This is a genomic window from Candidatus Paracaedibacter acanthamoebae, from assembly GCF_000742835.1.
GTDB classification, from domain to species: Bacteria; Pseudomonadota; Alphaproteobacteria; order Paracaedibacterales; family Paracaedibacteraceae; genus Paracaedibacter; species Paracaedibacter acanthamoebae.
Genome location: NZ_CP008941.1, coordinates 1,263,730 through 1,277,000, shown reverse-complemented (window position 1 = coordinate 1,277,000; position 13,271 = coordinate 1,263,730). Strand labels below are relative to the sequence as shown.

The 13,271-nt window shown below is 42.3% G+C and carries 13 protein-coding genes; 6 read left to right on the top strand and 7 right to left on the bottom strand.

Going from position 1 to position 13,271, the window contains the following annotated elements; translation table 11 throughout:
• Positions 1-27: 27 nt before the first annotated feature.
• The 3 genes from ID47_RS05705 (at position 28) to ID47_RS05695 (ending at position 2,754) form a co-directional block, all read left to right on the top strand.
• Positions 28-315, top strand: a complete 288-nt coding sequence (locus ID47_RS05705) for a TIGR02300 family protein (protein WP_038464764.1) — start codon at positions 28-30, stop codon at positions 313-315.
• Positions 316-431: 116 nt separating this feature from the next.
• Entirely contained in the window at positions 432-1,490 is a 1,059-nt protein-coding gene (locus tag ID47_RS05700; RefSeq protein ID WP_038464762.1) for an alkene reductase, read from the top strand.
• Between the two features lie 283 nt (positions 1,491-1,773).
• Complete coding sequence (locus ID47_RS05695; RefSeq protein ID WP_038464760.1) at positions 1,774-2,754, top strand: TerC family protein; 981 nt, start codon at positions 1,774-1,776, stop codon at positions 2,752-2,754.
• On the opposite strand, the gene ID47_RS05690 is transcribed toward ID47_RS05695, so the two are convergent.
• Genes ID47_RS05690 through ID47_RS13225 form a run of 3 tightly spaced genes read right to left on the bottom strand, consistent with a single transcriptional unit; the run spans position 2,735 to position 3,487 of the window.
• Positions 2,735-2,929, bottom strand: a complete 195-nt coding sequence (locus tag ID47_RS05690; protein WP_038464758.1) for a diguanylate cyclase — start codon at positions 2,927-2,929, stop codon at positions 2,735-2,737. The genes ID47_RS05695 and ID47_RS05690 overlap by 20 nt on opposite strands.
• Before the next feature lie 13 nt (positions 2,930-2,942).
• The gene (locus ID47_RS12900; protein WP_156956673.1) at positions 2,943-3,122 is read right to left on the bottom strand and encodes a hypothetical protein; all 180 of its coding nucleotides are present in this window, start codon (positions 3,120-3,122) and stop codon (positions 2,943-2,945) included.
• The gene (locus ID47_RS13225) at positions 3,107-3,487 is read right to left on the bottom strand and encodes a hypothetical protein (protein ID WP_038464756.1); all 381 of its coding nucleotides are present in this window, start codon (positions 3,485-3,487) and stop codon (positions 3,107-3,109) included. Before ID47_RS13225 ends, ID47_RS12900 begins: the two co-directional genes overlap by 16 nt.
• A gap of 96 nt (positions 3,488-3,583) precedes the next feature.
• On the opposite strand from ID47_RS13225, the gene ID47_RS12895 reads away from it, so the two are divergent.
• On the top strand, positions 3,584-3,733 hold the full coding sequence (locus tag ID47_RS12895) for a hypothetical protein (RefSeq protein WP_156956672.1): 150 nt from the start codon (positions 3,584-3,586) through the stop codon (positions 3,731-3,733).
• Between the two features lie 156 nt (positions 3,734-3,889).
• On the opposite strand, the gene ID47_RS05680 is transcribed toward ID47_RS12895, so the two are convergent.
• The gene (locus ID47_RS05680; RefSeq protein WP_038464754.1) at positions 3,890-4,279 is read right to left on the bottom strand and encodes an acyl-CoA thioesterase; all 390 of its coding nucleotides are present in this window, start codon (positions 4,277-4,279) and stop codon (positions 3,890-3,892) included.
• Positions 4,280-4,492: 213 nt separating this feature from the next.
• Between ID47_RS05680 and ID47_RS05675 the strand changes: the two genes are divergently transcribed.
• Complete coding sequence (locus ID47_RS05675) at positions 4,493-6,622, top strand: RelA/SpoT family protein (protein ID WP_038464752.1); 2,130 nt, start codon at positions 4,493-4,495, stop codon at positions 6,620-6,622.
• Positions 6,619-7,011 carry a holo-ACP synthase gene (acpS, locus tag ID47_RS05670; protein WP_038464750.1) on the top strand — a complete coding sequence of 131 codons (393 nt, stop codon included), beginning with the start codon at positions 6,619-6,621 and terminating at the stop codon, positions 7,009-7,011. Before ID47_RS05675 ends, acpS begins: the two co-directional genes overlap by 4 nt.
• Positions 7,012-7,487: 476 nt before the next feature.
• Here the strand turns inward: acpS and rpmG are convergent, their stop codons facing one another.
• The 3 genes from rpmG to ID47_RS11755 form a co-directional block, all read right to left on the bottom strand.
• Positions 7,488-7,655 carry a 50S ribosomal protein L33 gene (gene rpmG / locus ID47_RS05665; RefSeq protein ID WP_038464749.1) on the bottom strand — a complete coding sequence of 56 codons (168 nt, stop codon included), beginning with the start codon at positions 7,653-7,655 and terminating at the stop codon, positions 7,488-7,490.
• A 423-nt stretch (positions 7,656-8,078) separates the two neighbouring features.
• On the bottom strand, positions 8,079-12,416 hold the full coding sequence (locus ID47_RS05660; protein ID WP_038464747.1) for a type VI secretion protein IcmF/TssM N-terminal domain-containing protein: 4,338 nt from the start codon (positions 12,414-12,416) through the stop codon (positions 8,079-8,081).
• On the bottom strand, positions 12,413-13,252 hold the full coding sequence (locus ID47_RS11755; RefSeq protein WP_051908674.1) for a DotU family type IV/VI secretion system protein: 840 nt from the start codon (positions 13,250-13,252) through the stop codon (positions 12,413-12,415). The genes ID47_RS05660 and ID47_RS11755 overlap by 4 nt, the downstream gene beginning before the upstream one ends.
• Between the last annotated feature and the right edge of the window lie 19 nt (positions 13,253-13,271).

Genomic DNA, 13,271 nt, shown 5'->3' with positions numbered 1-13,271 from the left:
ATTTCTGTGTTTTTAAAGGAGTTTTACGTGGTAAAATTAGAATGGGGAACCAAGCGTACATGTCAAAGCTGTAGCTCTCGTTTCTATGACTTACAAAAGTCTCCGATTGTTTGTCCAAAATGTGGATCAACTTATGAGATTTTAACCACCTCTCGTCGGGGTCGTAAATCAGCTGCTAAGGCGGTTATTGAAGAAGAAGTTCTGGATCAAGATGTTGAATTAGATGATTCAGACGATACCTTATTGGATGACGAAGATGATCTAGACGCCGATCTCGACGACGTTGATGTCGCCGGTGAAGACGAAGATAGATAAGCCTTTTTTAATAATGAATAACCCCGCCTAAGGCGGGGTTTTTTAATAGAGTTTTTATTTTTGGTGGTGCAAACTATTTAAATAAATTATTTCGATAGGGATTTCTGGAGGACATAATGAAACTCATGCAACCTATTACAATTGGCGAGCTTAATCTTCCTAACCGGGTTATTATGGCGCCTTTAACTCGATGCCGAGCCAGTGGAGTAGAGCGGATACCCAACCAATTGATGGCAGATTATTATGCTCAACGGTCATCAGCCGGTCTCATCATTTCTGAGGCAACATCTGTTATGCCTATGGGGGTGGGATATCCGGATACCCCTGGTATTTGGTCAGAAGATCAAGTTGAAGGGTGGAAATTAATCACGAAGGCTGTTCATCGTCAAGGCGGACGTATTTTCTTGCAACTTTGGCATGTAGGCCGTATTTCTCATCCACTTTATTTGAATAATGAACTGCCGGTAGCTCCCAGCGCCATTGCACCACAAGGATATGTAAGTCTCGTGCGTCCAAAAACTCCTTACGTGGTTCCACGGCCGCTGAGGTTAGATGAAATAGCCGGAATTATTGAGGCTTTCCGACAAGGTGCTGTTAGTGCTCAAAAGGCTGGCTTTGATGGGGTTGAAATTCATGGCGCCAACGGTTATCTCTTAGATCAATTCTTGCAAGATAGTGCAAATCATCGACAGGACGATTATGGTGGTAGTATAGAAAATCGTGCTCGGTTGATGCTGGAGGTTGCAGATGCTGTCATATCTGTATGGGGAGCAGGGCGTGTTGGTATGCATTTGGCGCCACGAGGAGACTCCCATAGTATGGGGGATTCTAATAAGCTTGCAACCTTTACCTATGTGGCGGAGCAGTTATCCCAACGCCAGCTTGCTTTTATATGCGTGCGCGAGCATTTAGGGGATGACCGTATAGGGGGGAACCTTAGAGCTGCCTTTAAAGGGGCTTATATACTTAATGAAGGAATAGCCTCTGACAAGGGTGAGAAAATCCTTGAAAATGGAGAGGCTGATGCCATAGCATTTGGTCGATCATTCATTGCAAATCCAGATTTGCCAAAGCGTATAAGGTTGAATGCATCTTTAAATGAACCAAACCCCACAACATTTTATGCGTCAGGAGCCGAAGGCTATACGGATTATCCTTTTTTAGCTTGCTGCTAGTTCTTAAAATTAGATCTCTGTGTTTTAGCAAAAAAATGCCATCTTTCCGGGTCGCCCTTCGGTTGCCCGGAAAAAATTCTTCTTCCCAGTTGAGCCAGGGATTCGAGATGACAAGCGGTGGTTCATTCATTCTAATTGAAAAGATTTTATCTAAAATTTTTAATTAAGTGCGCCTTAGGTTAAATTATGCTTAAATTTTATTAGGATTATTTTAAATATCATCTGTGAAGTTTGAAAGAAACCTAACGAGTCTGTTTATGAGCGGTTTATAATTGAGGCTGAGATGGAACTATTATCATTTATTTGGATGGGTAAACCCCTATGGATTTGGGCAGTTTTTATCATTTTAATTTTAGGATTAATGGTTTTTGATTTAGGAATCTTGCATCGCAAACAAAAAGAAATAAAAATATCAGAAAGCCTTTGGCTCAGTTTGTTTTATATCACAATGGGCCTGACCTATGGGGCGTGGATTTGGTTTTATATGGGGGAAATTAGTGCCAGCGAATATTTAACCGGATATTTGGTTGAGAAAACCCTGTCTCTTGATAATATTTTTGTCATGTCCTTAATTTTTAACTACTTTGGTGTGGCCCAAAAATATCAATATCGTGTTTTGTTTTGGGGAATACTGGGGGTCGTTTTACTGCGCGGCCTTATGATCGCCCTCGGGGCAACTCTGATTGAACGATTTGAATGGATTACCTTTATCTTTGCAGGCTTTTTAATTATTACTGGGACAAAAATGTTGATCGCCCAAGATAGCGAACCCGACTTGGAATCCAATCCAATTTTACGGTGGATGCGCCAACACTTAAGGATTACCCCTAAACTGCACGGTGAAAAATTTTTTGTGCGGCTTGAAGTTCCTTCAACGTCTAAAAGGCAGGTGTGGGTCACGCCATTACTGTTAGCACTCATTCTGATCGAGTTGGCTGATATTGTTTTTGCTGTGGACAGTATTCCGGCGATCTTTACGATTACTCACGACCCCTATATCGTTTATACCAGCAATATCTTTGCTGTCTTAGGACTAAGGGCTTTATACTTTGCTTTGGCCGCCATTATTCACCGGTTCCACTATTTAAAATATTCTCTGGCGATTGTTTTAATCTTTATTGGGTCTAAACCATTTCTTACCTGGTGGTTAGAGGCGGAAAAATTTCCTGCCGGGATCTCGCTTATTATAACGGTTTCTTTAATTCTGTCGGGAATTTTCGTGTCTTTATTAAAAACTCGCTCGTCTATCGATCCGCAGAAATAATAGTGCGATTTCGACCCTGGTGTTTTGCTTGATAAAGGGCTATATCGGCTGATTCACTCAGGGCCTTTACTGTTGAGGCATGGTCCGGATAGGTGGCAATACCAATCGACACAGTAATGGGCTTCAGAACATGCCCTGCATTTTTGATGGCAATCTTGTTGAGAGCCTTGCGCAATTCTTCAGCGCGTTCAAAGGCAATAGCAGCGATTGTTTAGAAAAACGATGACGCCTTCACCAATATTATCCATAATTGTCCGAATTCTGGATTCACTTTCCATCACCATACGTGCTGATTCAACAGCATCTTTTTCTGCATTAATTGATCGGCGGAAGATGGGTAAAATATGCCAATTCAGTTCAGTATGCACATAAAGAAGAAAATGAACAGAATAATAATGGGTAAAGCAATATAAAGGCGATTGAGTAATACACTTTCTATCTCAGAGACATTGATACGGATGAGGAAACGGAGCCCAAAGTTAGATAAATCTTCTACAATCGAAACTGTTTTTGTCCCGGGTTTAAATGTACTAAGTAATACAGATCCCAGGGGCATGTTAGCATCAAATAAATCAGGGTTCACATTTTTTTCTTTTGATTCTTCTTCTCCGATGAATGAAATACAATGAGAGGGTATTCCATTGTTATGGGCGCAAATATATCGCTCTTCGCTAAAGGAAAATTTATCATTATTTGTAATAGTTTGATTAATGCCTTCTAAGGGTTTTTGCAACTCTAGTGTTGAAGGTATTTTGTTTTATGAAAATAACTATAAAATTCTCCGGCAGGGAAAAGATAAGTATAAAGAGAGAAATTCAAGGCGGTTAGAATGCAAATTAGAAAGGAAATAGCAATAATGGTAATAGCCGATGCCTGTGCTAATTTTAGCAGTAACGGTGTCTGTTTACTCCCCTTAATGCAAAAGAATACGCCAGAAAAAATAACTGAAAATAGTCCGATAAATCCTAATGGATTTTGATTGGTGAAGAGGGTGACCAAAGATTTTTTCGATAAACTCCAGCCAGCTGCAAGGATTAGGTCAATTGATAATAAGGTTAGGCCAATTACAATATTATGTTCCGGGCTTTAAAAAATTGCAATTGCATGGTATTATTTAACCTGACTTAAATCCCTGCTAATTTTTTTGAATCGCTCTGGGCGTATGGTCTCCATCAATGGCTACGAATGTAAATATTCCTTCGGTAACTTTCATCGTAGTGGTGGTTAATTTTCGTCGTACCCATGCTTCCACCTTAATGGTGGTTGATGTGCGGCCAATTTTTATAATTTCGGCATAACAAGAAACCTCATCGCCAACGAAAACGGGTTTGTGAAAGGTTAGACCGTCAATCGCAACTGTAACAACGCGCCCTTCTGCCTTAATGCTAGCCACCGTGCCTGCTGCCAGATCCATTTGCGAGACCAACCATCCGCCAAATATATCACCGCCAGGGTTGGTGTCGCGCGGCATCGCAATGGTGCGAATAGCAAGGTGTTGATTCTGAGGTAAGAAAACATCTGCCATGGATCATCTTTTATAAGAAATTTCAATTACACTTTATTGTACTGCAAGGTTTATTAAAGGACGGTTAAGGTAGAGATTTTTGGAAGAGGGGAAATAGGAAAAGATAAATTATAAGCCCGAAAATGTTGATTTATCATCAAATTAGGTGAGAATACTTGCCTTTTGGGCTTAAAATGCGAGAAAATAAAAAAGATATCATTAAGAGACCAATCAATGAACCGACAATTCGAAGAATTATTAGATCGATTAAAACTTAACAATCTTCAGGTAGAGGAAGTTAAGCTGCGTCATGCTTATGAGTTTTGTATGAAGGCTCATGGGTCGCAGTTGCGGGCGTCGGGTGATCCTTATTATACCCATCCTTTAGCGGTGGCGCAGATACTTGCTGATCTAAATCTTGATCAGTCGACAGTCATCACAGGTTTGCTGCATGATACGGTAGAAGACACCTTAGCCACTCTGGATGATATTGAAGAGCAATTTGGTAAGGATATCGCCGGTCTGGTGGATGGCGTCACCAAACTTTCACAATTAGAACTCCAGTCAGAACACACCAAACAAGCCGAAAACTTGCGCAAACTCGTCTTGGCCATGTCAACGGATATCCGTGTGTTATTGGTGAAGTTAGCGGATCGCTTGCATAATATGCGAACTCTGCATCACGTCAGTTCTGTCGATAAACGCAAACGCGTTGCGCGGGAAACAATTGAAATTTATGCCCCCCTGGCTGAACGTATGGGTATGCAATATCTCAAGGATGAACTAGAGGATATTGCGTTTGGTGTCATGAATCCGGATGCGCGTGAGTCGGTGCAGAGCCGCTTAAGTTTCCTTTATGAGAATGCTGACTATACTGTTGAGGCTATTATTGATGATATTCAACGGGTTTTAAAGGCAGGTCATTTAGAAAATGCTGAGGTTAATGGTCGACAAAAGACGCCTTATTCCATTTGGAAAAAGATGCAACATAAACGGGTTGCCTTTGAACAATTATCGGATATCATGGCTTTCCGTATTGTGGTTGGTGATGTTGGGAATGTCTACCAAGCTTTAGGAGCTGTTCACAATGCCTATCTGGTGTTACCTGGACGGTTTAAAGATTATATTTCAACTCCTAAACCCAACGGTTATCAATCGTTGCATACAGGGTTGATCGGACCTTTTAACAGCCGGATTGAAGTGCAAATTCGTACAAAAGATATGCATCTTATCGCCGAGTATGGTATTGCATCTCACTGGGAATATAAGCAAGAGGCCGCCCATGATGGGCGTCAATATGCTTGGTTACGCGGCCTATTGGATATTCTCGACCAAGCATCAAATCCTGAAGAGTTTTTAGAAAATACCAAACTCGAAATGTTCCAGGATCAAGTGTTCTGTTTTACGCCAAAGGGGGATTTGATTCAATTGCCGGGGGGGGCAACACCCGTTGATTTTGCCTATGCGGTTCACTCTGAAGTAGGTAATCATATTACGGCTAGCAAAATTAATGGTCGTTTGATGCCGCTTCGCACTGTGCTTAACAATGGAGACCAAGTTGAAGTTATCACCTCTAAAACCCAAAATCCGTCGCCCACTTGGGAACGGTTTGTGGTTACTGGTAAAGCGCGTTCTCACATCCGCAAATTTATTCGCCAACAAAGACGAGAGCAGTTTAGTGAGTTGGGCCGGTCTATGTTGCATAAGGCCTTTAAGCAAGCACATTTTGATATTGGTGAAAAAATTTTACGCTCAGCGGTTGAGCAACTAAAACAGGGGGCTTTGGAAGAACTTTATGCCAGCGTCGGTGAGGGGACAATTTCTGTCCAGGAGGTGCTGACGATAGCTGGACCTGTTGGTAAAGTTGAACCGATTGAACCAAAGACAAAGAAAATAAAACACTCTGCAACATCCGAGGGAGATAGTGTTTCTATTCAAGGATTAATTGCAGGGATGGCTGTTCGATATGCGGGATGTTGTCACCCCTTGCCCGGTGACCGGATTTCCGGGATTGTTAAAACCGGTAAAGGGATCACAATCCATACCGTCGATTGTGATGTCTTAAAGGCCTTTTCTGACCCTAACCGTGTTTTAGATTTAAGTTGGGGTAAGACACCCGATGAAAATCATCGATTTGTGGGACGGCTTAAAGCGACTTTTCTCAATAAAACAGGTAGCTTATCTTCTTTTTCAACGGCAATTTCTAAGCAGGGCGGTAATATTGCTAACATCAAGGTAACCAATCGTACCCCTGATTTTTGGGATATTATGATTGATGTGGAAGTTCGAGATGCTGAGCATTTAAATCTTGTGATTGCAAGTGTGCGCACCTTGTCCATTACGAATAGCGTGGAGCGGCTATGATTATTGGAATTGGCAGTGACTTGGTGGATTCTCGCCGACTAGAGGGCGTCATCCAGCGACGCGGACAAAAATTCCTCAATCGTATCTTCACAGCTCATGAGCAGGAGCGTGCTAACAGCCGAGCACACAGCCTTGCAAGTTATGCAAAAATGTTTGCGGCGAAAGAAGCTTTGATCAAAGCTTTAGGAACAGGTCTTGCTAAAGGTGTCACCTGGCATAATATCGAGGTACGCCGTGACCCCTGGTCGCCACCGCAGGTCGTCTTAAGTGGGATGGCTTTAGAGCATTTTGAGGCATATATTCCTGCAGGGAAAGTTGGTAAGATCCATCTGTCAATGACGGATGAGCCACCCTACGCCCAGGCTTTTGTAGTTTTATCAGCAGAATAGGATAGAGAGGCAAGGGAGAATTTTCTTTCCGGGCAAAACCGAAGGGCGACCAGGAAAGAGTATATAGTGGCGTATTCTCCCTCATTCCGGGCTTGACTCGGAATACATTCCTGGATCTTCATAGGAGAAAGATATAGCTGTGATAAAACCACACTGTCCGTAAACTCAAGGTATAGTTTCCGGATCGCCCTTCGGTTGCCCGGAAAGAGGAAGTTTTGGAAGCATGGGGGTTACTCTTTCTCCCCCCATGCTTGACCTCTACATCAATCAATATTACCCGGGATATCGCCTATCATCTCGGGTTCCCGGCTCTTCGGCCGTGAAGAGGGGAGATAAGAACGGCCCGAGAAAAAAGTTCTCTATAAAAAGACGTTAATTCTCTTTCCCAACCAAATTTGGAGCAAGATTTTTTTACAAGAAAGCAGAAGGCATTAAAAAAGCCCCCAAAAGGGAGCTTTTAGAAACTCTACACAAGTTTATTTAATTTTTGTTTCTTTAAACAAAACATGTTTACGAACAACTGGGTCGTACTTACGAAATTCAAACTTTTCTGGCTTTTTACGGGGATTCTTTTTAGCAACATAGAAGAAGCCAGTATCAGCTGTGCTTAGCATCTTAATTGCAATTGTTGCGGCCTTTGCCATTTTAATTCTCCATCAGGTGCTTTGCAGCACAAATCTTCATTTTAATTATTTATATCAAAGCCGTTAAGCGGCGTCAATGATTTCCGTATAAGGATAAGCAATAAACTTTATTTGGAGATCCCATTATTATAACCAATTTCAATTTATTCTTACTCTTCCCATTTTAGAAGTGCTAAGGGAGGTTCAATAGCTCTCTTGGTTTGATTACCAAGAGAATGATGAAGGAGAATAAGGTATTTATGACGTCCTAATGCTTCCCCTTTGGAAGAATAGGGACAGCGAAAAGGAAAGGTGAGATAACTTAAGAGGACCCGCTATTCCTTTAAATAAGTCTCTTAATTTTTTGATACTTGTCGGCGATAAGGATAGCGTCGAAAGTTAGCGATAAAATCAATTTAAGACGTTATCCTTTTTATGGAAGACTTAACCGCCCGTGTTGCCATCGCCTGAATCCGCTGCTGCGGCAGGAGCTGCAGCCGCTTGATCATTATCAGTAGGCTGATCATCGGCGGTTGGCGGAATTGGCTCTTCCTGTTCCACTTGTGGCTCAACAGGTTTTTGGCTACCCATGACTAAGACTGGCTGATCTGCTTTTTGTATGATTGAATCCGGCAGATCCGGTGCTAAGGTGGGGAAGGGAGGAATACGGACGGGTTTTCCGGACTTCTTTCCTTTGGCTGGTGATAAAATGGTTACGCGAACAAACGCGAGCGTCTTGTCTTCTGGGCCATTGGGGATCTCATATTTTAGGATATAAGGAACCGGTTCAGACAAAGGGCTTGCCTCGCTTTGCAAAGCTTGCTGTTGACGAATCATCCAAAAGAGAGACCAGCGGCCAGGGTAACGGAAAGTCACAGTCCCTTCTTCGACTTCCATGTTGGCTTGATTGGGGTCTTTGTATGGTTGCATGCGAGCGGTGGGAGGCCAACGGAAACTTACCTGAATTTCATTGCCAAAGCTCCACTTACCCACTTTAGATTTATCGTGATTGGTAATAACATTCGTTTCATTGGGGGTTAAGGTCCAATCGATAATTAAGTTTGCCCTTAGTTCGCGTTCTCTGTTTACCCGGAAGCCGACATCAATATCAAAATTTGGCACTTCAGCGGGGACAGGGGATTTTAGGAAAGTTTCAAAGAAACCTTTTAGCTTTTCTATCGCTGTTAAGAAGGCATAGGAATCCTCAGCTTCTGCCCCCAATTGATAAACCTGATCATAAATTTTCTTGGGATCATCGCCGGCCTCTTTATAGAGACGGAAGAATTCCTTAATATCTTCAGGCTCAGCTTCAGGGGAATCAGGCTTTGGACTTGCCAAGAAGGGGAATTTATCACGGATGTTATCGTTAAAGTATTGAGCTAGCCGTTGATAATTTTCAAGGCTTTGTTTGCGGCGTAAAATCTCACATTGAGACAAAAGGCCACGCTTTAAATCCTCGCGACGATTTAAAAAATAGTCGCCCGATCCCTGTCGGATATCCTTCATCGGGATTTTCACAAAGCATTTAGAAAGATCAACGGTTACTAAATCTTTGGTAATGGCATCTTCTAACGCTTGTAAGGAATTGCCAGGCTTTTTCTTTTCATATCCATCGACATCATCAATCAACCGTTTCCATTTGAACACGAGGTCATCTTGGCCTGAATATTCTTTCATAATAGGAGCCGTCAGAAATTGAATCATAAAGGCTGCATACTCATTGGCCAAGCGATTGACCAAGGTTCTTTGCTTTTCTAAAAAGTTATTGAGGTCAATATCGTCCTTAACATTATACCCTTCTAAAATAGGGGAGTTGACCCCATTCCACCAGGCAAAATTGTTATCCTTGACTTTATAAAAACCATATCCTTCGAGCAATTGATCAACTTGTTCTAGGAGGCGGCTGGAGAGAGTCCCTAAGAGGGTCCTTAGCTCAACATATCCCGTTCCAACACCGCCAGTATTCATGATTTCTAAAAGCTTAATAAACTTAGGAACGATGGTTTTTACATCATCTATCTTATTGCGTAAAGTTTCCTCGGCTGAGGCAATGGTTGATTGAGACAAGGCGCGGGGCGTTATCGTTTGTGCCTTCGCAATCAGGCTCACAATAATCTTCTGTAAATTGGCTCGAGCTACTTCTTTTAAAGTACCTCGAATGCCAGGAGGTAAATCATCAAAATGCTTTTCCGCAAATTGGTTGTATTCTTTGACCTCATCACTGGCCATATCAATCAGTTTAGAATTCCAAAAAACCACATGTGTCTCTGGTATGTTTGAGACGAACATTTCACCGGTTGGTTCGGCCATAAAGGATTCATTAAATAAAAGCGTTAAGCTTTTCTCTAGATTGAGCAGACCATCCGATGGATAAGCTTTCTTAGGGTCATCCAACGGTTTACGGGGGATCAGCATGGTATTAAGGTGAGTCAGAGTTTGCTGAAATTGACGGAATGCTGTTGCGGTTTCCGCGGCAAAGATATTAACCATGTCGGAACCAAATAGTCTGAAACTACTGATTTGTCCCATCAGATCAGCGAAGTCAGCACCAGCATCAAAATAGTCGGCGTCTAACCAAGTTTTGCCCGGTTCTCCTAAGGAAGGGACGGCTTCATGGAGGTCCCGTGCAATATCGCGTATCGGTTTTAGATCGGGTAAATCTTCGCTGGCGCGACGACCATAGTCTGTGATAATAAGGTTCAATTTCCCAAGGATAGAATGGTCGTTTCGCGGGGAAAACAGGCTATCAATGAAGTAACTATAAAGATGGCTGAGTGTTTCTCTGGCTGTTCCTTGATAAGGGGCTAAATCAATTTTTGGATAAGGGACATCTTTGAGAACGCGGCGGAAATTTGAGTAATTGTGCAAGAATTCTTTGGGTAATTCAATGCCGAGTGTGTATTGTACCAAATCCTTTAGGAGATCTGGATCCGAGCTATCTTGAAGACGGTTATATTTATCAATATTGTTGCTGAGATCGATAAAACGTTGCACGTATCCTTTGAAAAGCTGATATTCAACGGTATGGGTGGGTTTTAACATGTCTGCTAAAGATTTTGTGTAATCCTCTGAGCCGACCCGGAACGTCAACATATCGCGGGCTTTTAATAATAAATCCATATAAACAGTGCGTAAAACGATCTGATCATAGGATACTTTGAGAGACGTTTTTAAATTGTCATCAATCGGGCTAAACCACGAAGAAGGCATGAAAATTGAGAAAAAGTCTGCCTTATGCAGATTGTCCATCATATCCAAGAGTTGGCGCGTTTGTTCATCAAACATTTGAGCTGTAACACGGTTTTGATCCAACCGTGTAGCGGGAATCTGGTACAAAATAGAGTTGATCTTGCCCAAAACGGGGAGCAAATAGTCTCTATTTTGACTAAAGCTATCATAGGTCTTCAGAATTCCATAGGTGCCAATTCCGATAAAACTAATGATGCCCGCTTTGGCATAGTTCAAGTTTCGATTGGATGAAATCAGTCGCTGACGGATCGGTTGGGCAAGCCCTGTTTCCTTAAAGACTTTATCGTTTAAGACGTCATTAAAGAAGAAAATGGGGCTTTCAGTTGGCTGTGCTTCCTTATCCTTTTCTAAGGATCCGATAGGCGTATTAATAATGGAATCCTGATCGTTGTCTTGGCCTAGAGTATTAAGCTGCTCCACATTCAGATGAGTGCCACTATCGCCACAGAAATAAATTCCGCGTAACATCAAGGCTTCATCATAGGATGTTATTTTAAAGATGTGGTTCATATAAATTGAAAGAGGCTTTTGCAAGTGCATCAACTCGGACGGGAAGACGAAGACGCCATCGCGAGCCAACTCATCTGTTCCTTGACCCAAAATTTCAAGTTTAAGACGGGTCAGCGCATTTTTGATATGTCCAAAGGCTTCGGCAACCCAACTGTTTGAATAAGCCGTTCCAACAGTATAGGGAGATGACCAGCCAATCATATTGTGGCGATTATCAGCGGGGATACTGCTGCAGAAGTTTTTGAAACCGGGTACGATATCTGTTTTTGTTATGACGACATACACAGGAATTCTTAAGCCCATATAATTCTGAGCCGCAATTAATTTTTGCGCCATATAGCGCCCCCGATCACCAATTTCCTCAGCTGATAGTTTATTTTTTCCATATAGTTCTGGGGCAGGAATCGTGAGAATGATCCCATCTAGGGGGCGGCGATGCCGGTAGCGAGTTAAAAGATTGATGACGGTTTGCCAGCCGCGCTCATCCGCATCCGTTCCCCGTGTCTTAATTAAAAAATCGCCCCGGATATCAATAACAATACCTCGATTTAAGAACCACCAGCGGATTCCCGGGTTATCTTCATTGATATCAAAGGTGGGCTTTCCAAGCGGCAAGACAAAATCACCGCGGTTCATTAGGCTTGTTTTACCCGATCCAGAGGGCCCGATCATCAAATACCAGGGTAAAAAGTATTTATAATTGACTGTATCAAGGCGATCCTTCAGCATATCCAAGGCTCTGAGGAAGATAAGGCTGATATCGCCAACTTTAAAGTATCCCTTCAGAGTCAAATAGCGAGAGAGCAAACCACCCCATGGCGGTGTTTGATCCTCTGCCGGTGGTAGGTTGTCAGTTTCTTTCTGCGCTCCCCCCGGCACACGTTTATCAATTTCAGTTTTGACCTTGCGCGAAGTAAAGTACAAAAACAGTAACATCAATAAAAGGGCTATGATGGAACTCACAATCACCAGAATGTGAAGATATGCATTCAATCCTGAAATAAAGTCCATAATGGTCTTCATGATAAGCCTAACTTTTGTGCTTGAGTCAAAATTTGTCCTAGGGCATCATCCATGTCTTTAACAAGTTTGAACCATAAGAATGAAGAGACGACGATAAATACAAACAAAATTGCAGCAAAGGCGGTGACCCAACTGCGAACATCCGGGACACCCCTTCCCGCAGGCATGGAAATGATATGATGATAACACTCGGGAATAAGGTAGTCGCGTCCAACACTAAAGAGAAGGGGGGCATGCCGATTAATCATCTTATAGAGTTCATGACGATACCAAGTAATTTGATTCTCAGTATCCTCATCGCGATATTTACCTTTGAAGCCAAGGGATAAAATCATCATGTAAATGTTCGCCACATCATTGCGAACAGGGTCATTGCCGGCTAATAAGTCATCAATTTTACGAAAAACTAATTCGCCAGCAATTTGAGTGTGGAAAACTTGCTTTTCCATCAAATTTCTTTCCCAGCGCCCTTTGCCCACCCAGGAAAAAGATAAAAAAGTCTCATCCAAAAGGGCAACCATGGCATAGAGAGCATCTTGGAAGTGGCTAATAGCAAATTCGCCGACTTGGTTTTGAGCATTCAGCGAAAACCGTTCGAACATTATCCGAAATGTATGTTGAATTGAATCTGTTATGGTCTCAATTTTTATTTCTTGGGGCGTTTCTTCATTCGAAAGAGAGGCCTCAACGGTCGGAGCAGTCTCCGGTGATGTTATATTGGGAAGATCTTCCAAGGTGCGCAGGGCAATTTCTTTTTGAATGAGTAATTCCCTGTAAAATTCTTGAAAATTTTGCATTAGAAAGTTCTTTGTGACAGCGGATGCATCAATAGTCATTTTTACTCATTTCTTTCCA

Bases quoted from the DNA above. Each gene is read 5' to 3' on its own strand.
- ID47_RS05700 (WP_038464762.1), top strand. From the start codon at position 432: ATGAAACTCATGCAACCTATTACAATTGGCGAGCTTAATCTTCCTAAC.
- acpS (WP_038464750.1), top strand. From the start codon at position 6,619: ATGATTATTGGAATTGGCAGTGACTTGGTGGATTCTCGCCGACTAGAG.
- rpmG (WP_038464749.1), bottom strand. From the start codon at position 7,655: ATGGCAAAGGCCGCAACAATTGCAATTAAGATGCTAAGCACAGCTGAT.
- ID47_RS11755 (WP_051908674.1), bottom strand. From the start codon at position 13,252: ATGACTATTGATGCATCCGCTGTCACAAAGAACTTTCTAATGCAAAAT.
- ID47_RS05680 (WP_038464754.1), bottom strand. From the start codon at position 4,279: ATGGCAGATGTTTTCTTACCTCAGAATCAACACCTTGCTATTCGCACC.
- ID47_RS12895 (WP_156956672.1), top strand. From the start codon at position 3,584: ATGCAAATTAGAAAGGAAATAGCAATAATGGTAATAGCCGATGCCTGT.
- ID47_RS05660 (WP_038464747.1), bottom strand. From the start codon at position 12,416: ATGAAGACCATTATGGACTTTATTTCAGGATTGAATGCATATCTTCAC.
- ID47_RS05695 (WP_038464760.1), top strand. From the start codon at position 1,774: ATGGAACTATTATCATTTATTTGGATGGGTAAACCCCTATGGATTTGG.
- ID47_RS05675 (WP_038464752.1), top strand. From the start codon at position 4,493: ATGAACCGACAATTCGAAGAATTATTAGATCGATTAAAACTTAACAAT.